Source organism: Bradyrhizobium sp. (assembly GCF_019242285.1).
GTDB lineage: Bacteria > Pseudomonadota > Alphaproteobacteria > Rhizobiales > Xanthobacteraceae > Bradyrhizobium.
Window position 1 is genome coordinate 1 of the sequence record NZ_JAFAVV010000059.1, and the last position, 24,235, is coordinate 24,235.

The 24,235-nt window shown below is 66.6% G+C and carries 23 protein-coding genes and 1 pseudogene; 15 read left to right on the top strand and 9 right to left on the bottom strand.

The window, feature by feature from the left end; all coding sequences use genetic code 11:
* The 3 genes from JOY90_RS02505 to JOY90_RS02510 form a co-directional block, all read left to right on the top strand.
* Positions 1-987: NAD(P)/FAD-dependent oxidoreductase (locus JOY90_RS02505; RefSeq protein ID WP_291689590.1), on the top strand; the 987-nt coding region annotated here is incomplete at its 5' end.
* Complete coding sequence (locus JOY90_RS40025) at positions 987-1,331, top strand: transglutaminase family protein (protein WP_367276869.1); 345 nt, start codon at positions 987-989, stop codon at positions 1,329-1,331. The genes JOY90_RS02505 and JOY90_RS40025, both read left to right, overlap by 1 nt.
* A gap of 122 nt (positions 1,332-1,453) precedes the next feature.
* Positions 1,454-1,732 carry a hypothetical protein gene (locus JOY90_RS02510; protein ID WP_291689591.1) on the top strand — a complete coding sequence of 93 codons (279 nt, stop codon included), beginning with the start codon at positions 1,454-1,456 and terminating at the stop codon, positions 1,730-1,732.
* A gap of 19 nt (positions 1,733-1,751) precedes the next feature.
* On the opposite strand, the gene JOY90_RS02515 is transcribed toward JOY90_RS02510, so the two are convergent.
* From JOY90_RS02515 to JOY90_RS02540, 6 genes are all read right to left on the bottom strand, one after another.
* Positions 1,752-4,058: a mechanosensitive ion channel domain-containing protein gene (locus JOY90_RS02515; RefSeq protein WP_291689610.1), complete on the bottom strand. Its 2,307-nt coding sequence runs from the start codon at positions 4,056-4,058 to the stop codon at positions 1,752-1,754.
* Between the two features lie 285 nt (positions 4,059-4,343).
* Positions 4,344-4,763, bottom strand: a complete 420-nt coding sequence (locus JOY90_RS02520; protein ID WP_291689592.1) for a hypothetical protein — start codon at positions 4,761-4,763, stop codon at positions 4,344-4,346.
* A gap of 279 nt (positions 4,764-5,042) precedes the next feature.
* Positions 5,043-6,536 (bottom strand): murein L,D-transpeptidase family protein, encoded by a 1,494-nt coding sequence (locus tag JOY90_RS02525; protein ID WP_291689593.1) that lies wholly within the window; start codon positions 6,534-6,536, stop codon positions 5,043-5,045.
* Between the two features lie 294 nt (positions 6,537-6,830).
* The gene (locus JOY90_RS02530) at positions 6,831-7,793 is read right to left on the bottom strand and encodes an acetyl-CoA carboxylase carboxyltransferase subunit alpha (RefSeq protein ID WP_291689594.1); all 963 of its coding nucleotides are present in this window, start codon (positions 7,791-7,793) and stop codon (positions 6,831-6,833) included.
* Positions 7,794-8,039: 246 nt separating this feature from the next.
* Positions 8,040-8,993, bottom strand: coding sequence for a site-specific tyrosine recombinase XerD (gene xerD, locus JOY90_RS02535; protein ID WP_291689595.1), 954 nt, complete (start codon positions 8,991-8,993; stop codon positions 8,040-8,042).
* A gap of 114 nt (positions 8,994-9,107) precedes the next feature.
* Positions 9,108-9,254, bottom strand: a complete 147-nt coding sequence (locus JOY90_RS02540; RefSeq protein ID WP_291689596.1) for a histidine kinase — start codon at positions 9,252-9,254, stop codon at positions 9,108-9,110.
* Between the two features lie 145 nt (positions 9,255-9,399).
* On the opposite strand from JOY90_RS02540, the gene JOY90_RS02545 reads away from it, so the two are divergent.
* Genes JOY90_RS02545 through JOY90_RS02555 form a run of 3 tightly spaced genes read left to right on the top strand, consistent with a single transcriptional unit; the run spans position 9,400 to position 12,518 of the window.
* Positions 9,400-10,026 carry a shikimate kinase gene (locus JOY90_RS02545; RefSeq protein ID WP_291689597.1) on the top strand — a complete coding sequence of 209 codons (627 nt, stop codon included), beginning with the start codon at positions 9,400-9,402 and terminating at the stop codon, positions 10,024-10,026.
* Positions 10,023-11,174 carry a 3-dehydroquinate synthase gene (aroB, locus tag JOY90_RS02550; RefSeq protein ID WP_291689598.1) on the top strand — a complete coding sequence of 384 codons (1,152 nt, stop codon included), beginning with the start codon at positions 10,023-10,025 and terminating at the stop codon, positions 11,172-11,174. The genes JOY90_RS02545 and aroB overlap by 4 nt, the downstream gene beginning before the upstream one ends.
* A 36-nt stretch (positions 11,175-11,210) precedes the next feature.
* The gene (locus JOY90_RS02555; RefSeq protein ID WP_291689599.1) at positions 11,211-12,518 is read left to right on the top strand and encodes an HlyC/CorC family transporter; all 1,308 of its coding nucleotides are present in this window, start codon (positions 11,211-11,213) and stop codon (positions 12,516-12,518) included.
* A gap of 11 nt (positions 12,519-12,529) precedes the next feature.
* Here the strand turns inward: JOY90_RS02555 and JOY90_RS02560 are convergent, their stop codons facing one another.
* Complete coding sequence (locus JOY90_RS02560) at positions 12,530-12,808, bottom strand: BolA family transcriptional regulator (RefSeq protein WP_291689611.1); 279 nt, start codon at positions 12,806-12,808, stop codon at positions 12,530-12,532.
* A 108-nt stretch (positions 12,809-12,916) separates the two neighbouring features.
* Between JOY90_RS02560 and JOY90_RS02565 the strand changes: the two genes are divergently transcribed.
* Positions 12,917-13,558, top strand: a complete 642-nt coding sequence (locus tag JOY90_RS02565) for a DnaJ domain-containing protein (RefSeq protein WP_291689600.1) — start codon at positions 12,917-12,919, stop codon at positions 13,556-13,558.
* A 52-nt stretch (positions 13,559-13,610) separates the two neighbouring features.
* On the opposite strand, the gene JOY90_RS02570 is transcribed toward JOY90_RS02565, so the two are convergent.
* Positions 13,611-14,714, bottom strand: coding sequence for a citrate synthase/methylcitrate synthase (locus tag JOY90_RS02570; RefSeq protein WP_291689601.1), 1,104 nt, complete (start codon positions 14,712-14,714; stop codon positions 13,611-13,613).
* A 74-nt stretch (positions 14,715-14,788) separates the two neighbouring features.
* Here JOY90_RS02570 and JOY90_RS02575 point away from each other — a divergent pair, with 74 nt between their 5' ends.
* Positions 14,789-16,000: a citrate synthase family protein gene (locus tag JOY90_RS02575; protein WP_291689602.1), complete on the top strand. Its 1,212-nt coding sequence runs from the start codon at positions 14,789-14,791 to the stop codon at positions 15,998-16,000.
* Positions 16,001-16,095: 95 nt separating this feature from the next.
* On the opposite strand, the gene JOY90_RS02580 is transcribed toward JOY90_RS02575, so the two are convergent.
* Positions 16,096-16,758, bottom strand: coding sequence for a DedA family protein (locus JOY90_RS02580; RefSeq protein WP_291689603.1), 663 nt, complete (start codon positions 16,756-16,758; stop codon positions 16,096-16,098).
* A gap of 298 nt (positions 16,759-17,056) precedes the next feature.
* Between JOY90_RS02580 and cobS the strand changes: the two genes are divergently transcribed.
* The 7 genes and pseudogenes from cobS to JOY90_RS02615 all read left to right on the top strand — a co-directional run.
* Entirely contained in the window at positions 17,057-18,055 is a 999-nt protein-coding gene (gene cobS / locus JOY90_RS02585; RefSeq protein WP_291689604.1) for a cobaltochelatase subunit CobS, read from the top strand.
* 24 nt (positions 18,056-18,079) lie between these two features.
* Entirely contained in the window at positions 18,080-19,981 is a 1,902-nt protein-coding gene (gene cobT / locus JOY90_RS02590) for a cobaltochelatase subunit CobT (protein WP_291689605.1), read from the top strand.
* Between the two features lie 7 nt (positions 19,982-19,988).
* Positions 19,989-21,059 (top strand): esterase-like activity of phytase family protein, encoded by a 1,071-nt coding sequence (locus JOY90_RS02595; RefSeq protein WP_291689606.1) that lies wholly within the window; start codon positions 19,989-19,991, stop codon positions 21,057-21,059.
* Positions 21,060-21,226: 167 nt separating this feature from the next.
* On the top strand, positions 21,227-22,090 hold the full coding sequence (locus tag JOY90_RS02600; RefSeq protein WP_291689607.1) for a tripartite tricarboxylate transporter substrate binding protein: 864 nt from the start codon (positions 21,227-21,229) through the stop codon (positions 22,088-22,090).
* An 80-nt stretch (positions 22,091-22,170) separates the two neighbouring features.
* Entirely contained in the window at positions 22,171-23,283 is a 1,113-nt protein-coding gene (locus JOY90_RS02605; protein ID WP_291689608.1) for an NADH:flavin oxidoreductase/NADH oxidase, read from the top strand.
* An 83-nt stretch (positions 23,284-23,366) separates the two neighbouring features.
* A complete protein-coding gene (locus JOY90_RS02610) occupies positions 23,367-23,777 on the top strand; it encodes a hypothetical protein (RefSeq protein WP_291689609.1) in 411 nt (136 codons plus the stop codon).
* A 143-nt stretch (positions 23,778-23,920) separates the two neighbouring features.
* Positions 23,921-24,235, top strand: a pseudogene (locus tag JOY90_RS02615) (LLM class flavin-dependent oxidoreductase); the annotation flags it as partial.

Consider the following 24,235-nt stretch of genomic DNA (forward strand, 5'->3'; position numbering starts at 1 on the left):
CAGGACGAGCCGACCGATATCCATGCCGAGCGTCTGCACCAGGTGCTGGCTGAACTGCAGTCGGACATGACCGTCACGGAATTCCTGCAACAGCATTTCGCCGCGCCTGAATATGACCGGCTGCGGCGTTCCATCGTGCGGATGGTCGAGGGCTACGACGCTGCCGATCCGGCGCGGGCGAGCATGCTGGCGCTGCGCGACGAGTGGATGAGCAGCGGCCGCGTCTCGCAGGCGCGCATCGCCGAGGGCTACGGCGCCATGATCGGCTTCCTGGTGGCGGAGTGCCGCAAGCACGGCGCCGTCCTCCATCTCGCTGCTGCCGTCAGCGCCATCGAAGAATCCGACGGTGGCGTGCTGGTCGGGTGTGCCGACGGCCGAAGCTTCGCCGGCGACGCCGCGATCCTGGCCGTGCCGCTTCCCCTCCTGCAGGGAATCGCGCTGCCGCCGGCATTGCGGCCGAAGACCGCGATGGCCGTCGCCGGCATCGGCTTCGGCAACGTTATAAAGCTCCTGCTGCGGTTCAGGCGTCCCTGGTGGATCGATGCCGGCGCCAGGGACCTCTCCGACCTGCTGTTTCTCATCTCGGACAAGACGGTCCCGGTGTGGTGGACGCAACGTCCCGCCGATCATCCCGTGCTGACGGGCTGGCTCGCTGGTCCCCGAACGGGCGGTTTCGCCCGTCTCGACGAGCGCGCGCTGATCGCGCATGGGCTTGTCTCGCTCGCCGACATCTTCGCGCTGGCTCCGGCGCAGTTGCAGCAGGACTTGGTTGCCGCGCGGGCGATCAACTGGGCCAACGATCCCTTCGCACGCGGCGCCTATTCCTACGCGACGCTCGACACCCGCTCGGCGCAGGCTGCGCTCGCGGCCGTCGGAGGTCCGATCCTTTTTTCCGGTGAGGCACTTTATCGCGGCCGCGACATCGGCACGGTGGAAGCCGCATTGACCAGCGGCCTGGAAACGGCGCGGATGCTGCTGGGCGGCTGATTGCCTCATGTAGCCCGCATGAGCGCAGCGACGTTCGGGACCTCGCGCGTCCCGCATGTCGCTGCTGCCGTGAGCGTGCCAGCTTCCGTGAATGGGGCCGCTCATGCGCGCCTCATGCTGCCGAACTTCCACGGCGAGCGGGACCTGGGCGATCGGGACTTGGCCGGGCATGCTCAAAGTCCAGGCAGGCGTCCTGCCGGCGGCCGGTCAACGCCCACGAGGCGGAGGGCCGGCGGCTGGCGCGCTTCGAGGCCTTCGGCCACACCTCGGGTCCGATGGCGCCGCGTCCAGCGACGGTGAACCCCGAATATCCGCTGACGCTCGATCTCAGGCGCCGGCATTGATTCCATGGGATCGCCGACAGCACAAATGTCATCGTTAACGTATCTAATTGGCGAAACGAAAACGTCCGATTGCAATCATCTTTTTCAGTGCTTTTCCATATTCGGAGCAGAAGGGGCTCGCCATGCCGAAATTTTTCCTGCGTACGACCAATTGTGGCGATGACGTCGCGGTCGAGCTCTCCGATCAGGTCAACGCCTGGGCCGATCTCAAGGAGACGTGTTGCGATCTTGTGCGAGGCGCGATGGCGGGGCTGGAGCCCGACAAGCACTGGCAGATCGAGCTGCACGACGAGTCGCACACGCCCGTCTACAGGATCCGCATCACCGGGCAGATCCTCGTGGCCGCGACGTTGGCGCTTCCCGCCGTCTGTCTCGCGCTCCGCGGACCGCTCGCCGCATAGGCAGTACGAGGCTCCGCCATCAGGCGCTGGCGGCGGCGCGCCGCGGCATCGTGCCGGAGTCGGCTTCGGCGGCGGCCGGCACCTGCATCAGGATGGTCTGGCCGGCGGCTGCGATCTCGATGCCGGACTCCTGGAAGCGCCGTTTCATGCGGCGGTTGAACTCGCGCTGCACCGGCCAGCGTCCGGCGTCGGTGCAGCGGATCTGTCCGACGATCGAGGCCATCGAGCCGTCGACCTTGTCGACGCCCCACAATTCGAGATCGCCGCGGATGGCGTGGCGGTACTCCACCTCGCGGCGCATCTCGGCGACGATGTCCTTGAGGATCTGTCCGGCGCGGTCGGTGTCCTCCTTGTAGGCGACGTTGACGGCGACCGCTGCATTGCCGACGCCGCGGCTGGCATTGGTGATGGTGGTCACCGCGCTGAACGGCACGATATGCACCGAGCCGTCGGCGGCGCGCAGGCGCAGGGTACGGATCGAGACGTTCTCGACCGTGCCCGACAGGCCGGAGACGCTGACATTGTCGCCGACCTGCACGGCGTTCTCGAGCAGCAGGAACAGCCCGGTGATGAGGTCCTGCACCAGCTTCTGCGAGCCGAAGCCGATCGCGATGCCGGCGATTCCGGCGCCGGCGAGCAACGGCGCGACATCGACGCCGATCTCGCTCAGTGCGGTGAGGCCGACCACCATCACGATGACGCACAGCAGCGCGGTGCGCAGCATCGGCTGGAAGGTGCGCAAGCGAGCCGCCCGGGCGAAATGGCCCTCGCGGTTCAGGATGCCGAGCTGGCGGTCGAGCAGCGCGTTGCTGGCCTCCCAGATCGCCGCGGCGGCGAGCGCCGCGATCGCGACCGTCGTGACAGCGCCGAGCAGCCGGCTGCCGATCTGGCCGCCATAGAACCAGACGATGGCATCCACGCCCCAGACCTCCAGCACCGCGACGAAGCCGATGAAGGCGATGATCGAGGCCACCATCCGGCGCAGCAGCGGCAGATAGCGGTTGGCGCGCCGCTCCAGGCCGGGAAAGCGCTGCAGCAGCTCGGGATTGACGGTGAAGCCACGATCGATCAGGCCGAGGGCGACGACGGTGGCGAGGCGGGCGATCAGCACGACGGCAATGGTGCCGACGAAATATTGCAAGAGCAGCGAATAGCCGTTGCGGATGTTGAGGGCCCACACCACCCACAGCGCGAGGTCGAGCGCGATGGCGAGATAATGCCAGAATCCGGCGGCGCGGTTGCGCAGCCACGCCGCGGTCCCGGCGCGGCCGGCAGGTGCTGCGATGGCCTCGGCGACCGGCCGGCGGCATTGCAGGATGATGACGACGACGAAGAGATGCACGACCAGCATCACCAACCGCAGCATCGCGTGATAGCCGGCGCGGTGCAGGCCGAGCAGCAGCGCGACGTTGGCGAGCGCAAAGCCGGACACCGCGACGGTGACGATACGCCGCGCCCAGATCTCGATATAGGCCGCGGTCTCGGCGCGCATGCGGAACAGGCCGAACGGCCCGGCCAGCGCCCGCACCATCGAGATCAGCGCGCGCGACAGCGCATAGGCATTGACCACCGCGAGGATCACGAGGCGCGGCGTCGGCAGGTCGCCGAGCCCGGTGCCGAGCAGCATCGTCGCGACGCCGCTGAAGACGAGCACCGGCAGCAATTCGAGCAGCAGGCGTCCCAGCACGAATGGCAGGCGCAGCAGCGACTGCCAGGCCCGCGCCAGGCCGAGGCGGCGCCGGTGCAGGGCGGGCTCCGCGATCACGTCGGCTGCCGACGAGGGCGGATCGGCGATCGCAAGCGTCTGCACGGGAGCACGTGCGGCCTGCGGCATGCGCGCCTCCAGCAGCGCCAGCGGCCGGCGGATCAGCCGCAGCAGCAGCCATTCGGCGGCGAGGGCGCAGCCGAACACCAGCGCGAGCTTCCAGGCGATGTCCAGCAACTGATCGGCGAAAGTCGGATCGTTGGCGGTGCGCACCATCCACCAGTAGAACGCCGGGAAATGCGTGACCGAGCGCGCCAGATAGGCGACCTCCTGCGAGACGTCGCCGACCTGTTCGGACACCGCGAGCAGGAGCTGGGCGCCGAGGCTGTCGGCCGAGAGCGGCAGCGGGGACGGCTTGTCCTCGGCCGGCGGCGCCGGCTGCGCTTGCGCCTGCGGGGCCGCATTGGTGAGCGCGCGCAGCGTGTCGATCATCTCGCGGCGTTTCTTGTCGTCCTGCAGCGTGTCGAGCGCGCGCTTGGCCTGCTCCGGCGTCAGCGTGTCGGCGTGATTGGCAGCGGCCGGAGACGTCGCGGGCGCGGGAGCTGCGCCGGTCTGTGCCATGGCGGGGAAGATGGACAGCGCGCAAACGAGCAGGATCGCGGAGAGGAGCTTGTGCGACACGAGGGCCTCTTCTTCTTGAAATGGGCGCGGCGGCCGGCCGGAACCGGCCGGGCGTTCGCACCTGCGTCATGTCGGATGGGCCCTTTTCGCCGAGGCCATGTGTCGGAAGTTTGCCGGTGCGGCGGCGTTCCATTGGCATTTGCCGTGCACGGAACATCGCAGTTTCCGAGCGCGCGCGAGGCGCCGTGCGGTCACGGCATACTCCGCTTTCGCTCTGCTCGCGGCCTAGCGCCGGTGACGTTTCGGACCGGTATCGGGCCGATCGGGAAGTCCGACGCAGGTGGTGGAACCGTCGGTTTCGCGGGCCGAGGTCGAGCAGGGTACGGCCTTGACTGTTCGTGTGGTGTAGTCCGGTCCCTGGACATTCAGGCCGGGACCGGTGCTCGACGTCAGCAACGGGCCGGTGGAATACGGCGCCGCCGGTGTGCTCGATGGCGCATAGGCGCCGGTGTAACCCTTCGAGGCCGGCTCGCCGGCCTTGGGAGTGGAGCTGGCGGGAGGCGTCGCCGCAGGTTCCTGAACTGGCGGCGGACCGGCCAGCGGCGGGGGATGGCCGATGGTTTCGCCGGTCGAAGGCTGCTGCGCCAGCGCAGCCGAGGTGAAGAGGGCGAGCGATGTCGCGACACCGAGCACAATCAATCGCATGGCTTCCTCCTTGTTTTGGAACCGCATGCCGATCTAAAAATGTGGCTATCTGGTGAAGCGAATGCGAGCCCGCCGGATCGCACCTCAAGGAAACATGATTGCTCGGTGGGATTCAGCCGGTGGCTCGCCGACGCGCGGTCTCGCTCGCATCATTCCGGGATACGCCGACGGGCACAGATCCGGAATCCAGAGTTTGGCAATCGAGATTTTTGTCTCCGCGCTTCGGCGCCATGCCGCGCGCTGCCACCCATCCCGGCCCGGCGTCGGGACAGCGAGCCCCTACTTCATCGCCGAGAAACGACTCTCGAAGGAGTTGGCCTGGACGATCGGCTGCGCGCCGCTGACCAGATTGCCAGACGGCGCGGAAGTCGCCGCGGTCTGTGGGTTCGCAGCCGGCTTGTCGGTGACGGGGGGTTTCGGCGCCGGATGGCTCGCCGCCTGCTTGACTTCCTTGGCCTCGACCGGCTTCGCCTGCTTGGCGAGCTCGACCCGCGGGCCGGCCTTCGGTTTCGCCGGCGCGGTCGGCGGCGGCGCGGCCGATGCGGTGGTGTCGGCCGACGCGTTGCTGAGGCCTACCTTGCGGGCGAAGCTGGAGAAGAACCCGCCGCCATTGTCGGAAGAGGTGCTCGCGGCCGGCGCGGCCGCGGAAGCGACCTGTGTGCGCGGCCCAGCCGTCGGGGCGGGAGCGGCCGCGGCGATCGCCGTGGCGGGATCGTCGGATGCGCGCGGCGGATTGACGGTCGCCGGTACGGTACCGGGGGCGCGCGAGGTTGTCAGCAGCGACAGGCCCTGGCCCTCGCCGCCCTCGGACAGGCCGGTGTTGCCGCCGGGAACATGGGCCGCGAACACCTGGTTCATGCCGCCGTCGATGCCGGTGTTGAGTTTTGCCACCGGCGTGCCCTTGGCGATCAGGCGCGCCACCTCGGCACTGTCTTCTTCCTGCTTCTGCTTGGTCGCCGCTGCCAGATCCTCCGGGATCACATAGGCCGGACACTTGGCGGAGGCGTTGAAGACGAGGTCATGCGCGCCATCCGCCGGCTTGGCCGCATCGAACACGTATTTCTTCTCGCAGAAATCGACCTTCGGCTCCTGACGCGTGATCTCGAAATGATCGTAGCCTTCCTTGATCATCTTCCAGAACGGCATGTTCGGATTGTTGCGGTGCTTCGCCATGTTGAGCGGCGTCATGTGGAACGGGAACGCCTCGAACTGGAATTGCTTCTGACCGCCGAAGAAGGATTCCCGTCCCAGCGAATAGATCTCCGCAATCTGCTCGTCGGTCATGGCGTAGCAGCCGCGCGAAGAGCAGTCGCCATGCACCATCAGCTCCGAGCCGGTATGGCCGAGCGCGCGGTCATAGGCGTTGGGATAGCCGGTGTTGAAGGAGAGATAGTAGGCCGACTGCGGATTCATCTGGCCCGGCGTGATGGTGTAGAAGCCTTCCGGTGCCTGGCGGTCGCCTTCGCGCGTCTTCGGGCCGAGATCGCCCGACCAGCGGCAGATCGGATAGGTCTTGAGCAGCGCGAACTTGCCGGAGCGGTCCTGCTTCCAGACCTCGAGCTCGGCTTCCTGCTTGAACAGGCGGACCAGGATCGGCGATTGCAGATCCATGTCCTTCTCGTTCATGGCCGCGATCAGCTTGGGCGAAACCGGCTGGTTGGCCTTGGCATTGGCCGCGAGCGAAACCTCATCGGTGTTGCAGCCGGCGAGCAAGCTGCCGGCAGCCAACACCGCGGAGGCTATGAGAACGCGTACCAGCGTGCGACCAGTCAATGCAGAGCTCCACTCCCACCCGGCAATTCGCCAACCCACCAGAAACCATGGAGCGTGATCCTGCGAGAATCGCGCTCCAGCGATCATGCCCTGAAGCTATTGACTAAAATACTATCCTTTAACCCTGCGCCGCAACCCGGGGCGGGCACTGCAGCAAGGTCGATATTCTCTCATACTGAACGGGAGATAAATACGGGGGTCTGGCTGAATTGCGGCCAAAACGACGGGCATTTTGGAGAAATTCACGTCTTCCGAGCGGTACTTTCAGGGGGGTCCTGAAAACTCGGGGCGCGCTCAGGCGAGCTTCCGGCCCATCTCGAGGAACTTCTGGCGACGCTGCTTGCGAATCGCGTCCGGGTCGAGATTGCGAAGCTCATCAAAGGCTTGCGCGATGGCATCGCCGGTCGCAGCGATCATGGCGGCCGCGTCGCGATGGGCGCCACCCGCCGGCTCCTTCAGGATGCTGTCGATCACGCCGAAACGCTGCATATCCTGGGCGGTGATCTTCATGTTGGTGGCGACCTCCTGGGCCTTGGTGCCGTCACGCCACAGGATCGAGGAAGCAGCCTCGGGCGAGATCACGCTGTAGATCGCATGCTCCAGCATCAGCACCCGGTTCGCGGTGGTGATCGCGATGGCGCCGCCGGACATGCCCTCGCCGGTGATGATCGCCACGTTGGGCACGCCGAGCGAGAGGCAGGTGTCGATCGAGCGCGCAATCGCTTCTGCCACGCCGCGCTCCTCGGCACCGATGCCGGGATAGGCGCCGGCGGAGTCCACGATCGACAGCACGGGGATGCCGAACCGGTCGGCCATCTCCATCAGCCGAACCGCCTTGCGGTAGCCTTCCGGGCGGGCCATGCCGAAATTGTGCTTGATGCGCGAATCTGTCGTGTTGCCCTTTTCCTGGCCGATCACGCAGATGCTCTCGCCGCGGAAGCGGCCGAAGCCGCCCACCAGTGCCTCGTCCTCGGCAAATTTGCGGTCGCCGGCCAGCGGGGTGAACTCGGTGATCAGGCCGGCGATGAAGTCGGTGAAGTGCGGCCGCTGCGGGTGGCGCGCCACCAGTGTCTTCTGCCATGGCGTCAGGCCGGCATAGAGCTCCGCCAGCGCCTGGCGGGACTTCTCCTCGAGCCGGGCCACCTCCTCGCCGATGTCGCTGCCGGCGGCCGCGAGCGTCTTGAGCTCGTCGACCTTGGAATCGAGCTCGGCCACGGGCTTTTCAAAATCGAGATAGGAGCGCATCTGATCCGGCATCGGGGCAATATAGGCGGGAACGTGATTGGAGGCGAAAGGGTTTCGGTCCGGCCCGGGAAGTCACGTCAGCACAATGGCTTGATGCGCATTCCGGGGCAGGATCGAGGGCGCTGCGAAGCGTGCGGGGCAGGCGCAGGCTGTTTCGGGGCAGACGCTGCGGAAGTCAAGGCGGGATGGGCGCGGCAACGATCATTGTCCACCCGCGCGCGTGCACGTCCAGGATGCGTGCCGGACGGATGTGGATTGCTATTTCTCCGCCAGCGGATGCAGGTCGCGCACCAAGCTCTTCAGCCGCTCCTCCACCACATGGGTGTAGATCTGCGTGGTCGAGATGTCGGTGTGGCCGAGCAGCGTCTGCACGATGCGCAGGTCGGCGCCGTTGTGCAGCAGATGACTCGCGAAAGCATGGCGCAGCACATGCGGCGAAACCAGCCGCGGCGCAAGGCCGGAGGCGGCCGCGAGCTCCTTCAGGTCGCGGGCAAAATGCTGCCGCGTCAGGTGTCCGCTTTCGCCGAACGAGGGGAACAGCCATTTCGTGGCGGCCTCGCCGGGCGCCTTGCCGCGCCGCGGCGCCTCCAGCGCGGCGAGATAGTCGCTCATCGCCTGCCGTGCGGCATCGTTCAGCGGCACCAGCCGCTCCTTGTTGCCCTTGCCGCGGACCATGATCACATCGGCGTTGCTGCGCGCCGCCGAGCGCGGCAGCGACACCAGTTCCGACACGCGCAGACCCGTGGCGTAGAGCACCTCCAGCAGGCAGTAGAGGCGAAGGGCGCGCAATCGCTGCAATGGCGAAACGTCGGCCTCTGCGAGTTCCCTGGCCCGCGTCAGCATGCGGTCGACGTCGGCAACCGACAGCACCTTGGGCAGGCCGCGGCCCCGTTTTGGCCCGGACAGGATCGCGGCCGGATCGTCGCTCCTGATCCGCTCGTTCAAGAGGAAGCGGAACAGGTGCCGCATCGCGGAGAGTCTTCGCGCGACGCTGGAAGACTTGAAGCCGCGGCTGTCGAGATCGGCGAGATACCCGCGCAGCGCGTCGGTCGTGGCGTTGCCGAAGGTCTGGCCGGAGCGGCTGAGGAACGCGGACAGGTCAGTGAGGTCGCGGCGATAGGCCTGCAACGTATTCTCGCCGGCACCTTGTTCCGCTGCCAGCATGTCGAGGAACAGGTTGATCAGCTTCGCATTGGAGGCCTTGGCGCGCATCCCAAGCGTCCTGCAATCCAAGTTCGCCGATATCGCGGCGCCGACCCGCATGAGCGGGATACGCGGTCACTTAAGCAGGCGACTGTTGCTTTTCGGTTTCAGGACCGGGCCCCGTCATTTCTTCAGAAATTTGTCCGGAGGAATGGTCACGGTCATCTCCCGCGGCTTGGGATTGACGAAATTGGCCAGCGAGAAAATAACGCCATAGACGATGCCGGCGATCACGGCGACGACCGTCAGAAAGCGGAACAGGCTGGGCATTTCCTAACGCCTTGGACGGCACCGTTAACGACTGAAATCATCCATCATGTTCGCCTGTCCGTTGCAAGACCTCTGGCAACGGGATCGGCGGGGGTAGTATAGGTGGCTGGAAATGCGGCAAGACCCGCGGTAACCGAGTTCGTGAATGCCCGACAGTGCCCCGACAGCCAGCGAGAACCCGGAGGCCGACATCCTGGCGACGCTGGGAACGCGCATGATCGTGCTGATCGGCATGATGGGGGCGGGAAAGTCGACCATCGGGCGGCGGCTGGCCGCCCGGCTGCGGCTGCCCTTCATGGACGCCGATGCCGAGATCGAGGCGGCTGCGGGCATGACCATACCGGAGATTTTCGAACTCCACGGCGAGCCGCATTTCCGGGATGGCGAGGCGCGGGTGATCGCGCGGCTTCTGGAAAGCGGACCTGCGGTGCTCGCGACCGGCGGGGGCTCGTTCATGCGCGAGGAGACCCGCCGCCGCATCGGCGACAAGGCGATCTCGATCTGGCTCAAGGCGGACGCCGAGATCATCATGCGGCGCGTCAGGCGCAGGGCCGACCGTCCGCTGCTGCGCACCGCGGATCCCGAGGCGACCGTCGGCCGGCTGATGAGCGAGCGCGAGCCGGTCTACCAGCATGCCGATCTCACCATCTTCTCGCGCGACGTGCCGCACGACCGGATCGTCGACGAATGCGTCGAGGCCTTGCGTGCCCGGCTTTGCCGGCGTGCCGCGCCGCTCGACGAAGTTCCCAATGTCGCAGGTGTCGCGCGATGACGGCCCCCTTGAAACATGGCGATCCGATCGTCGTCGACGTCGCGTTGGCGGATCGAGCCTATGATATCGTCATCGGCCGCGACCTCCTGGACTCGCTCGGGGCGCGGGTCGCTGCGTTGCGACCCGGTGTGCGGACAGCGATCGTCACCGATCGCAGGGTCGCAAGATATTGGCTCGAACGGACCGAGGCCTCGCTCGGCGCGGCCGGCATCGCCACCGCGCCGATCGTCGTCGAGGAGGGCGAGGGCTCCAAGACCTATGCGGGCCTCGAGCGGGTTTCCGAAGCGCTGATCGCGGCAAAGATCGAGCGCAACGACCTCGTCATCGCGCTGGGCGGCGGCGTGGTCGGCGACCTCGCCGGGTTTGCCGCCGCGATCCTGCGCCGCGGCGTCGATTTCGTCCAGGTGCCGACCTCGCTCTTGGCGCAGGTCGATTCCTCCGTCGGCGGCAAGACCGGTATCAATTCGCCTCAGGGCAAGAACCTGCTCGGCGCGTTCCATCAGCCGCTGCTGGTGGTCGCCGACACCTCGGTGCTCGACACCCTGTCGCCGCGACAATTCCGCGCCGGCTATGCCGAGATCGCCAAATACGGCGTGCTCGGCGACGCGGCGTTCTTCACCTGGCTCGAGACCAGCCACGCCGACATCCTCAAGGGCGGCGCGGCGCGCGAGCACGCGATCGCGACATCGTGCCGCGCCAAGGCCGCCATCGTCGCCCGCGACGAGCGCGAGACCGGCGACCGTGCGCTGCTCAATCTCGGCCATACCTTCGGCCATGCGCTGGAGGCTGCGACCGGTTTCTCCGACCGGCTGTTCCACGGCGAGGGCGTCGCCATCGGCATGGTGCTGGCGGCGGAGTTCTCCGCCTCGCTCGGCATGATCGCACCGCAGGATGCGGCCCGCATCGCCCGCCATCTTGCCGATGTGGGGCTGCCGACCCATCTGCAGGACATCGCGGGATTCGCCCAGGAGGGCCTGGCGGACGCCGATGCGCTGCTGGCGCTGATGGCGCAGGACAAGAAGGTGCGGCGCGGCCGGCTGACCTTCATCCTGCTGGAGGCGGTCGGGCGCGCGGTGATCGCAAGAGACGTGGACGGCGCGCTGGTCCGTGACTTCCTCGCGGCCAAACTGGCGCGCCGGCCGCAGTGACGTAATTCGCGCCTTGACGAACGGGACCCCCACGCCATGGGCTGGCTGACGATCCTCATCATGCTCGCGCTGCTCAGTGCGTCGGCGTTCTTCGCCGCCAGCGAGACGGCGCTGACCGGCGCCTCGCGTGCCAGCATGCTGCGGCTGTCGAAGCAGGGCAACAGTGACGCGAACGTGGTCTCGGAGCTGATCGGCATGCGTGAGCGGCTGATCGGCGCTCTGCTGCTCGGCAACAACATCGCCAATATCGGCGCTTCGGCGCTGGCGACCGGCGTGTTCACCGAATGGTTCGGCGATGTCGGTGTGCTCTATGCCACCGCGGTGATGACAATTCTGGTCGTGATCTTCGCCGAAGTCCTGCCGAAGACGATCGCGATCAATGCGCCGGACCGGGTGTCGCTCGCGGTCGCGCGGCCGATGCGGCTGACCATGTACGTGCTCGGGCCGCTGCTCACGGTGATCGAGGCGGTGGTGCGCGTCTTGATGAGGATTGTCGGCATCAAGGTCGGCGCCAACCAGCCGGTCCTGTCGCCGGTGGAACGGCTTCGCGGCGCGGTCGATCTGTTGCATCACGAAGGCAAGGTCGAGAAGCTCGACCGCGACATGTTCGGCGGCCTGCTCGATCTGCGTGAGCTCCAGGTCTCGGACGTGATGGTCCACCGCACCGAGATGGTAATGGTGAATGCCGATCTGCCGGCGGAAGAGCTGGTGGGAGAGGTGCTCGCCTCCGAGTACACCCGCATCCCGCTGTGGCGCGAAAAGCCGGAGAACATCATCGGCGTGCTGCACGCCAAGGACCTGCTGCGCGCCATCCGCGCCTCCGAGGGCGACATGTCGAAAATCGACGTGTCCGCCATCGCGCTGCCGCCCTGGTACGTGCCGGAGATGCGCTCGGTCTCCGAGCAGCTCAAGGCGTTCCGCCGCCGCAAGACGCATTTCGCGCTGGTGGTCGACGAATATGGCGAGGTCGAGGGCCTCGTGACGCTGGAGGACATTCTCGAGGAGATCGTCGGCGACATCGCCGACGAGCAGGACGTGGTGGTGGCGGGCGTGCGGGCCCAGCCGGACGGCTCGGTCGTGGTCGACGGCTCGGTGCCGATCCGCGACCTGAACCGCGCGATGGACTGGGCCCTGCCGGACGAGGAGGCGACCACGGTCGCAGGACTCGTGATCCACGAAGCCCGTTCGATCCCGGAACGCGGCCAGAGCTTCACCTTTCACGGCTTCCGCTTTCGCGTGCTGCGGCGTGAGCGCAACCGCATCACCGCGTTGCGGATCGTGCCGGTGCCGCGCGAGGCCGAGATCGAGGAGAAGAAGCCGAAGCGGGCCGGCACTGCATTTTAAAGGTTGGCGTTTTAACGGTTGCGGCCTTCGCCCGGCGACTGTGCGTGGATGGCGAGGGCGTGCACGGAGCCTGCCAGCTCTGACGCCAGCGCCGCATTAATCATGCGGTGGCGCTCGAGCCGGCTCTTCCCTTCGAAGGCCCGCGACACAATATAGACGCGGAAGTGCGTCTCGCCGCCGGAGCGATGGCCCGCGTGGCCCTCATGCAGATGTGATTCGTCCCGAACCTCGAGGCTTTCGGGAAGGAAAGCTTCGTTCAACTTGTTCGTGATAATGTCATGTGTTGTCATGGCATCGGCAATACGAGCCGTGTCGTCTTGCGTCAATGGTGAAGCGGAATGGGGGTATTCGCGTTGTCAAGACTTGAAGCTTTTCGCGTTGCGTAGTCAAAGTCCGTCATGCCGATCGATTCATCCAAGTTCTTCGACTCCATTCGCATCAAGCCCAACAAGGTGAGTGCGAAGAAGCAGGCGCTGTCGCGCGAGGAAGCCGCGATGTGCCAATGGCCGGGTTGCAAGGAGCGCGGGCCGCATCGTGCGCCCAAGGGCCGCGAGAACGCGCGCGAGTATTGGCATTTCTGTCTGAACCATGTTCGCGAATACAATCAGTCGTACAATTTCTTCTCCGGCATGAACGCCGAGGCGGTCGCGCGCTATCAGAAGGATGCGCTGACCGGCCATCGGCCGACCTGGAAGATGGGCGCCAACACTTCTTCGCGCGGCGGCAAGGGCGCGCCCGATCTCGACGGCGCAGCCGATCCGTTTGCGATGTTCGCCGAGCTCAACGGCCGTGGCCGCTGGCGGCCCGGTCCGGAGGCCGCGCCCAAGGCCGAGGCCCGCAAGGTCTTCAATGCCGAGCGCAAGGCGCTGCAGGTGATGGGACTTGGTCCGGACGCGACGCTCGAGGACGTCAAGGTGAAGTACAAGGCGCTGGTCAAGCAGCACCATCCAGATGCCAATGGCGGCGACCGCTCGACCGAGGACCGCCTGATCGAGATCATCAAGGCCTACAATTATCTGAAGACGGTCGTACGCGCCTGACGCGCCGTCGCCGGCCGGGGCCGGGACGACGCGTCGCGCTGTTGCGCGGGCATCAGCCGTGCGGCGGTGCGGGACGCGCGCCGATATAGGTCGAGCTTGGCCGGATCAATCGGCCGGTGCGCTGCTGCTCCCTCGCATGCGCGGTCCAGCCGGCAGCGCGGGCGACCGCGAAGATCGGCGTGAAGGCCTGGCGCGGAATGGCGAGCGCATCGAGCAGGATCGCGGTGAAGAACTCGACATTGGTCTCCAGCGGCCGGTCCGGCTTCGCCCGCCGCAGTGCCGCGCGGATGTAGCTTTCGACCTCGCTGGCGAAAGGCAGGTCGGCGCCGTCGTCGGCGAGCCTTTCGATCGCGCTCCTGAGAACATCGGCCCGGGGATCGCGTACCCGGTAGACTCGGTGGCCGAATCCCATCAGCCGCTCGCCGCGCCCGAGTGCCTGGTCGACCCAGGGCTGGATGCGTTCGCGCGTGCCGATCGCATCCAGCATCTCCAGCACCGGCTCGGGTGCCCCCCCATGCAGCGGGCCGGTCAGCGCGCAATAGCCGCCAGTGATGGCCGCGAACAGGTCGGCCTGCGTCGAGGCGATCACGCGGGTGGTGAAGGTGGACGCATTCATGCCGTGGTCGCACACCGTAACGAAATAGGCGTCCAGTGCTGCGACCTCGCGCGGCGCCGGCGCGCGGCCGAGCAGCATCGACAGCGTGTCGGCGGCGTGGCTTGATGTCGCATCCGGCGCCACCGGCTCGCCGCCCTTGGCCCGCTGCACCAACGCGCCGGCTATCACCGGGAACGCGCCGACGATCGCGGCTTCCGGCTCCAGGCCATTTTCGGCCCGCAGCCCGGCGATCGCAGCGCGAAAGCCGTCGACGATCGACATTCCCTGCGTCGAGCCGAGCAGCGCGGGCAGGCATGCGAAGGCACGCTCGCGCCCCGCGCCCAGACTGGCGCGCACCTGGGCTTCGCTCAGCTGCCGGCCGGTCGCGGCGCTCCACAGCCGCGCCGTGACGCCCTCGAAGCTCGAATTCGCGGCCAGCTTGGCGACATGCTCGCCCGCGATGATCAGCTCGCCACGCTCGCCATCGACGTGGCTCAACGCAGTTTCAGCGGCCGGGACGCCGTCCAGGCCGGTCTGGCTCTTGGTCAGTTGGATGTTCATGAGCAGCTCTCCTTTCGCACCTGCAAAAGTCGGGCGGCTCGACAGATTGATCAATCTTGATTATGTAGATCAATATGAAAAAATCCGATCCCCTCTATCTCTCGGCCAGAGAAGCCTCCGCGGAGCTGGCGATCTCGCCGGCCACGCTCTACGCCTATGTCAGCCGCGGCCTGATCCGCTCCGAACCGTCGGCGGATTCGCGCAGCCACCGCTATCGGGCCGAGGACATCCGCGGCCTGAAGCAGCGCCGCGCGCCGGCACCCGAGCCCAAGGGTCTGCGCAGCTTCGATGCCGACCTGCCGGTGCTGGACACCATGATCTCGACCATCACCGAGGCCGGACCGATCTATCGCGGCGTGAACTGCATCGAGCTTGCGGAAAAGGATACGCTCGAGCACACAGCGACGCTGTTGTGGGACGTGACTGGCGTCGACCCGTTCGCGGCCGACAATTGCCCGCAAGTGTCCGACGAGATGCGTGTGATCGCGGATGCTGCGCGCCGTGCCGCCCCGCTCGACCGAGCGATTGCGACGCTGGCGCTCGCCGCCAGCGCCGATCCGCGCGCGTTCACCCGCGCGCCTGATGGCCGGGCGATGGTCGGCGCCCGCATCCTGCGGCTCGTGGTCGCAACCGTGCTCAACGCCGAGCCGTCCGCGGAGCCGCTGCATCTGCAGATCGCCCGCGCCTGGGCGCCGGCCCATAAGCACGCCGCCGACCTGATCCGCCGCACGCTGGTGCTCTTGGCCGATCATGAACTCAATGCCTCGACCTTCACCGTGCGCTGCGCGGCGTCGACGGGCTTGAATCTCTACGATGCCGTCGTCGCCGGGCTCGTCGCCCTGAAAGGCCCCAAGCACGGCGGCGCCGGCGCGCTGGCCTCGCAACTCGTCCGGATGCTGGTTGACCGCGACGTCGAGCCGGTGATCCGCGAGCGCGTCGCGCTGGGCGAGCGCTTCGCCGGCTTCGGCCACGGCGTCTACCAGCGCGGCGATCCGCGGGCGATCTCGCTGTTGGATGCGTTGGCGAAGGCCGGCGCGCCGCGGAAGTTCACCCGGGAGGTGCCCGAGCGCATCGCCGAGGCGACCGGGGAATTCGTCAATATCGACTATGTGCTGGCGGTGCTGGTGCACAGCCTGCGGCTGCCCGTTGGCAGCGAGTTGCCGATCTTCGCCATCGCACGCATGGTCGGATGGATCGCGCATGCCAGCGAGCAGTTACAGCACGGCGTGCTGATCCGCCCGCGGGCGCGTTACGTCGGGCCGGTGCCGGGACGGGGCGGCGGCTGAACGCGTGCCGGCGCGGCTAGAGCTATTTCCGTTCCGATGGAAGTTTTGACGCGTTTTCCTCACGCGAACCGGTATCCACTTCGCTCGAAAACGCTCTATTCGGCGGGCTTGGCCGGCTTGACCTCGGCGGTGCCGCGCCAACGTCGGACCGCAAAGACGATGAGCCAGATCAGCAGCGCACCGATCACCACGGCCATGATCCAATATTGCTTGGCGATGTGATGGTGGGCCGGAATCCCGCCATATTGGTGCAGCGCGGTGACCGCCAGGATGCCAGGCAGCACATGGGCGGGCGCCCAGAGCAGGATGGCCGGAATGTTGACGGCAAAGAAACGGCCGGGAGCCATGCCGAGCGCGCCGGCTGTGAGCGGCACGAAGGCGCGGATCGGGGGCACGAAGCGGGCAAAGAACACCGCCCAACTGCCCCAGCGGCGAAAGAACGCCTCGCTCTGCGCGATCACGCGCGGATAGTTGACGAGCGGCCAGGTGTTCAGGATGTCGTTCTGGGTGCGGTGCCCCAGCCAGAACGCGGAGCCGTCGCCGAGCAGGGCGCCCAACGCCGCGGCCAGCAGCACCCATTGCAGGGTGAGTTCGCCGCCGGGCACCAGTGCGCTCAGCGCCAGGATGATGGTCGAGCCCGGGATCACCGAGCCCACCACGGGAACGGCTTCCAGGAAACCGGCAAGAAACAGCGTGAGATACGCCAGCCACGCATTTGCCGCGACGAACTGAATGAGAGGGTCGAGATAGGAAGTCACAAAATTCCCTCGATCTGCAGGACGCCTGGGACCCACATAACTATACAGGCCGGCGAAAAGTGCCATGGATAGGAAGGCGATGGGGAGCATCGGGCAGCGGGCGAAAGTATGACGCGATTCGCAGGGCAGCCTTCCCAAAATTGCGCTTCGACCATATCTCGATGAAAAATCGACGGAACTTTGATTGGAGCGCGGGCTTCTGCGCGCCCGCTCTCTCTGCTAGGCTGGCTCAAAGCCCCCAAACCGCAGCCACTTTTGTTCATCTGGTTTCGGGAATGCCCGAGACCTCGGAGGATTGATGACGACCGCCGCCACGACCCCAGCCCAGGAAGCTATCGGTTTGCCCGACATGAAGGTGTCGGTCCGGCAAGTCTTTGGCATCGACAGCGACCTTGAAGTCCCCGCCTATTCCGAAGTCGATCCTCACGTGCCGGAACTCGACACCGATTACCGTTTCGACCGTGCCACGACGCTCGCGATCCTGGCGGGTTTCGCCAAGAACCGCCGGGTGATGGTCACCGGCTATCATGGCACCGGCAAGTCGACTCATATCGAGCAGGTCGCGGCCCGGTTGAACTGGCCCTGCGTGCGCGTCAATCTCGACAGCCACATCAGCCGCATCGATCTGGTCGGCAAGGACGCGATCGTGATCAAGGAGGGCAAGCAGGTCACCGAGTTCCGCGACGGCATTCTGCCGTGGGCACTGCAGCACAACATTGCGCTGGTGTTCGACGAGTATGACGCCGGCCGGCCCGACGTGATGTTCGTGATCCAGCGCGTGCTGGAGGTCTCCGGTCGCCTGACGCTGCTCGACCAGAACAAGGTGATCAAGCCGCACCCGGCGTTCCGCCTGTTCTCGACCGCGAACACTGTCGGCCTCGGCGACACCTCCGGCCTCTATCACGGCACTCAGCAGATCAACCAGGGCCAGATGGACCGCTGGTCGATCGTCACCACGCTGAACTATCTCGCCCATGACGAGGAGGTCGAGATCGTGCTGGCGAAGGCACATGCTTATCGCACGGCACAGGGCCGCGACACCGTCAACAAGATGGTCCGTCTCGCCGATCTCACCCGCAACGCCTTCGCCAATGGCGACCTGTCGACGGTGATGAGCCCGCGCACGGTGATCACCTGGGCGGAGAACGCCGAGATCTTCGGCGACATCGGCTTTGCCTTCCGCGTCACTTTCCTCAACAAGTGCGACGAACTGGAGCGGCCGCTGGTGGCGGAATTCTATCAGCGCTGCTTCAACGCCGAGCTTGCGGAATCCTCCGTCAACGTGGCGCTGTCCTAGCAAGCGTTCCCGCGTCGAGGCGTTATGACGACGTCCAACTCCAAATTCCGCACTGGCGCCAAGGAGGCGCCGACCGAGCCGTTCAAGCGGGCGGTGACCTCGTGCCTGCGCGCGATCGCGAAGACGCCCGAGCTCGAGGTGACGTTCGCCTCGGAGCGGCCCGGGCTCGCGCCGGGCAAGGCGCGGCTGCCGGAACCGGCGCGCAAGATGACCAAGCGGGACGCCGCGATCGTGCGGGGCCACGCCGATTCGATCGCGCTGAAGCTCGCCTGTCACGATCCCAAGGTGCACCGCAAGCTGATGCCGGGCAATCCGCAGGCGCGCGGCGTGTTCGAGGCGGTTGAGCAGGCGCGGGTGGAGGCGATCGGCGCGCGGCGCATGTGCGGCGTGGCCAAGAATCTCACCGCGATGCTCGACGATCATTTCCATCGCGGCAAGTATGACGAGATCACCGACCGTGCCGATGCGCCGCTGTCGGACGCGCTCGCCATGATGGTGCGCGAGCGCCTCACCGGTCTCGCGCCGCCCGCAGCCGCGCGCAAGATGGTCGATCTCTGGCGTCCGATCCTGGAGGACAAGATCGGCACCCGGCTCGACAAGCTCAGCCGCGTCACCGAGGATCAGGCCAAGTTCGGCGACATGGTGCACGACCTGTTGTCCGCGCTCGATCTCGGCGATGAGCGCAATACGGATAGCGACGACGATGACGAGCAGGACGATAACCGCGACGGCGAGAGCGATCAGTCCGGCGCGGAAGGCTCGCCCGATTCCGACGCCGCGCAGGAGATGAGCGCCGATCAGGCCGAGGCTTCGGCCGAGGAGATGGCGGACAGCGCAATGGAGAGCGCGCAGGCCTCAACCAGCGACACCTTCGACGACGGCGAACTCGGCGACGACGAGACGCCGGGCGAGGCGACACGGCCGAATCGCAGCGGCGCCAACGAGCCGCGCGGGCCGGAATATCACGCCTTCGCACCGAAATTCGACGAGGTGGTCGCCGCCGAGGACCTCTGCGACCATGACGAGCTGGAGCGGCTGCGCTCCTATCTCGACAAGCAGCTCGCGCATCTGCAAGGCATCGTCGCCCGCCTCGCCAATCGGCTGCAGCGCCGCCTGATGGCGCAGCAGAACCGCGCCTGGGAGTTCGATCTCGAGGAAGGCATCCTCGATCCGGCGCGGCTGTCGCGGGTGGTGATCGACCCCTATCATCCGCTTTCCTTCATGCACGAGAAGGAGGCGACCTTCCGCGACACGGTGGTGACGCTGCTCCTGGACAATTCGGGCTCGATGCGCGGCCGTCCGATCACGGTGGCGGCGACCTGCGCCGACATCCTGGCGCGGACGCTGGAGCGCTGCGGCGTCAAGGTCGAGATCCTCGGCTTCACCACCCGCGCCTGGAAGGGCGGGCAGTCCCGCGAGGCGTGGCTCGCCGCCGGCAAGCCCCCCAATCCCGGCCGTCTCAACGACCTGCGCCACATCGTCTACAAGTCGGCGGATGCGCCCTGGCGGCGCTCGCGCAAGAATCTCGGTCTGATGATGCGTGAAGGGTTGCTGAAGGAGAACATCGACGGCGAGGCCCTGGACTGGGCGCACAAGCGCCTGTTGGGCCGGGCCGAGCAGCGCAAGATCCTGATGATGATCTCCGACGGTGCGCCGGTGGATGATTCCACGCTGTCGGTCAATCCGGGTAATTATCTCGAGCGGCATCTGCGCCACATCATCGAGGAGATCGAGACCCGCTCGCCGGTCGAGCTGATCGCCATCGGCATCGGCCACGACGTCACGCGCTACTACCGCCGTGCGGTGACGATCGTCGATGCCGAGGAGCTCGGCGGCGCGATCACCGAGAAGCTCGCCGAGCTGTTCAGCGAGACCCATGGCGTGCCTTCGGCCGCACCCGGCCAGCGCAGGCGACTGCACTCGTAACGGGAGGATGCGCGCGCTCCTCAGCCGCCGTAGCCTGTTGACGCAAGTGGCGGCCGGGTTTTCGTCGTTTGCGCTAAGCCGCGCCGTGCGTGCGCAATCCGTTGCGCCGCCGCGTGCAAAACCGCTTCCGCCGGACCTGCATTCGGTCGCGGCGCCGGTCGCGATCGAGGTCAAGGCGCGTCCGCTTCCGTCCTTCGACCTGCGCGACCGGTCGCGGGTGCGGTTCGGCTCCCTGGAATATCGCAGCGGCCTGGTGCTGACCTCGTCCTTCCCCGAATTCGGCGGCCTGTCGGCGCTCCGGCTCGACACCAAGGGCGAGCGCTTCGTCTCGCTCAGCGACCAGGGCAGCTGGTTCACCGGCCGCATCGTCTATGCCGGCCGCGAGATGAGCGGCCTGGCCGACGTCGAGGCTGCGCCGATGCTCGGCCCAGACGGCAGGCCCATCACCACGCGCGGCTGGTACGACTCCGAATCGCTCGCGCTCGACGGCTCCATCGCCTATGTCGGGCTCGAGCGCGTCAACCAGATCCTCCGCTTCGACTTCAACGAAGGTTTTATCCGCGCGCGGGGCGAGGTGGTGCCGGTGCCGGCCGGCGTGAAGCGGCTCCCGAACAACAAGGGGCTGGAGGCTCTGGTGTTCGTGCCGCAGGGCCAGCCGCTCGCGGGCACGCTGATCGCGCTGTCCGAGCGCGGGCTCGACCAGCGCGGCAATCTCAATGCCTTCCTGATCGGCGGACCGACGCCCGGACAGTTCGCCGTCCACCGCACCGACAATTACGACATCAGCGATGCGGTGCTGCTGGCTTCGGGCGATCTCCTGATCCTGGAGCGGAAGTTCTCGCTGCTCTCGGGCGTCGGCATCCGAATCCGCCGCATTCCGCTGAAATCGATCGCGCCCGGCGCGCTTGTCGACGGACCCGGCATTTTCGAGGTCGATCTCGGCCAGGAGATCGACAACATGGAGGGGATCGACGTCCATGTCACCGCCGACGGCGAGACCATGCTGACGATGATCTCCGACGACAACTTCTCGCTGATCCAGCGCACGCTGCTGTTGCAGTTCAAGCTGCTGGACTGATGGCAGCGGAATGATCCTTGCACGGAATGTGATCTGACGATCGAGTTGCGAAGCCATCGGAGCAGTGCCAGTCCATGCGGAAATCGGTTCGAAATGCGCTGATATTGGCGTGTCTGTGGTTGCCGGCAGCACGAGCACAGGAGTGGCCGTCGCATCTCATCAGGGCGATGATTCCGTTCGGCGCCGGCAGCGCCGCCGACGTCGTGCCACGGCTGGTGTTCGATCGGCTGGCAGCAGAGCTCGGCCAGCCCATCGTCGTCGAAAATCGCGCCGGTGCCGGCGGCATGCTCGGCACGATCCAGGTCGCGAAGGCTGATCCCGACGGCTACTCTATCCTGGCGAACTCGTCGGCGCTGACGATTGCGCCCGCGCTGTTCACCAATCTCGCGTTCGATCCGAAGGATCTGGCCTCCGTGCTGATGATCGGCTCGAGCGCCAACGTCATGATCGTCCCGGCCTCCCGGCCGTGGAAGACCATCCAGGGCTTCATCGCCGATGCCAAGGCGAAGCCCGGCACGATCTCGTTCGGCTCGGTCGGCGTCGGCAGCGCCACGCATATCAGCGGGGAGAAATTCAAGCTCGCCGCCGGCGTCGGGGCGGCCCACATCCCCTATCGCAGCGGCTCGGAAGCACTCGCGGATATCCTGGGCGGCAGGATCGACTTCTACTTCTGCCCGCTCGCCACGGCGCTGCCGCTGATCAGGGACGGTCGCGTGCACGCCTTGCTGGTCTCGACCGCCGAACGCGTGCCTGACCTGCCCGACGTGCCGACGCCTGGTGAGGCGGGGTTGAAGGATGCCGAGAGCGGCATCTGGTTCGGGGTGTTCATGCCAATAGGAACGCCGGCCGAGATTGTGGAGAAATTCCACGAGGCCGGCATCCGGGCTCTGAACGATCCGGCGATGCAGGACGGCCTGAAGAAGCTCGGCGTCGATCCGATGCCGATGACGCCCCGCCAGATGGACGCCTTCGTCGCGCGCGAGACCGAGGCCAACTCCAAAGTGATCGCGGCCGCGGGCATCCATCAATAGCGTCGGGTTGAGCGGGGCTCGTTGCCCCGCTACATAGGAAGGAAGCCCTCCCGCCCCGAAATTTCCCGAGAGCATACCTCATGAGCCTGCTGTTTTCCCCGATCGAGCTGCGCGGCCTGAAATTGCCGAACCGCATCATGGTCGCACCGATGTGCCAGTATTCGGCGGAAGACGGCGCGGCGACCGACTGGCATTTCACCCACATCAACACGCTCTCGCTCTCGGGTGCGGCGATGTTCTGCATCGAGGCCACCGGCGTCGAGCCGGCCGGCCGCATCACGCCGGGCTGTCTCGGCCTCTATGACGAGACGACCGAAGCGGCGCTGAAGCCGATCATCGCCTCGGTGCGCAGGCATTCGAAGGCCGCGCTCGCGATCCAGCTCGCCCATGCCGGTCGCAAGGCGTCGAGCCACCGTCCCTGGGAAGGCGGCCAGCAGATCCCGATCGGCCAGGGCGGCTGGCAGACCGAGGGCCCGTCGGCGCTGCCGCACAAGGAAGGCGAAGCATCACCGCACGCCTTCGATTCGGCCGGGCTTGCGCGCGTGCGCGATGCCTTCGTCGCCTCTGCCCGGCGTGCCGAGCGGCTCGGGATCGATGCGATCGAGCTGCATTGCGCGCATGGCTATTTGCTGCATCAGTTCCTGTCGCCGATCTCGAACCGGCGCACCGACCAGTATGGCGGCAGCCTCGAGAATCGCATGCGCTTTCCGCTCGAAATATTCGAGGCGATCCGCGCCGCCTTTCCGGCCGACAAGCCGGTCGGCATCAAGGTGTCGGCCACCGATTGGGTCGAGGGCGGCTGGGATATCGCCCAGACCATCGCGCTTGCGAAACAGCTGAAGGCCCGCGGGCTGGACTGGATCGACGTCTCCTCCGGCGGCGTGTCGCCTGGGCAGAAGATTCCGCTCGGGCCGGGCTACCAGGTGCCGCTTGCCGAAGCCGTCAGGCAGGCGACCGGTCTCACCACCGTGGCGGTCGGCCTGATCACGCAGGCGAGGCAGGCCGAGGACATTCTCAGCGCCGGCAAGGCCGACATGATCGCGCTCGCCCGCGGCATGCTCTACGACCCGCGCTGGGGCTGGCACGCCGCCGCCGAGCTCGGCGGCCATGTCAGCGCGCCGCCGCCCTATTGGCGTGCGGCTCCGGCCGAGCAGAAGGAATTGTTCGGCGACACCCGCTTCGGCGCGCGGTAACAGGAACATCGGCGGGCGAAGCGGGTTTCCTGGAGGTGGCGAATCTACTAACGTCGACCCCAGCGACTTTCCGGCGAAAGCCCATGCGTACACGTATCAGACGGTTCGCCCATGTGCTGGAGCGCCTTGGCCTTGCCATGGCGGGCGCGGCCTGCGGGCTGTTCGTCTCCGCCCATGTCGGCACCAGCATCGCCGCGCTGACCACCCAGGGCTTCCTGCTCATCATGATGATCCTCGGCGCGATCGCCTTCTATCTCGGCATCGACACGCCGCCGCAGCCGTTCCATCCCGAGGATGCGCAGATCGACTCGCCGGAACTCCTCAGCGCCGCCGGCACGTTCCTCGCGACGCTGACGGCGTTCTGCTCGGTGGGCATCATCATCCTGCGCGCCGAGCCGCACATCGCTTGGACCTATATGATCATGCTCGGCTGGACCCTCGGTATCGCGATGCAGATCGTCTCCGGCGCGATCGCCCGCTCGCGCGCGGCCTGATCTGCAAGCCCGGGACCCAATCCATAAACGCAACGCCATCATTCCGCCGCGGCGCGGCCCATGATCGATGAGCAACGAGGCGCTACGCTTCGTCAGTGTCGCGCAAAAGCGCGCGCCAAAAACGAACGACCAGAGGAACACCCATGGAACTTGGATATTTTGCGATGCCCTCGCATCCGCCGGAGTGCGGGTTGAGGGAGGGCCAGGACTGGGACTTGCAGGTCTTGCGCTGGCTCGACGAGCTTGGCTACTAGGAAGCCTGGATCGGCGAGCATCACACCGCGCCCTTGGGAGCCGCATCCGGCGCCCGACCTGATCCTCGCCCAGGCCTTGTTGCAGACCAAGCACATCCGCCTCGGCCCCGGCGGTTTCCTGCTGCCCTATCACCATCCCGCCGAGCTCGCCAACCGCGTTGCAATGCTCGACCATCTCTCGGACGGCCGGCTCAATTTCGGCGT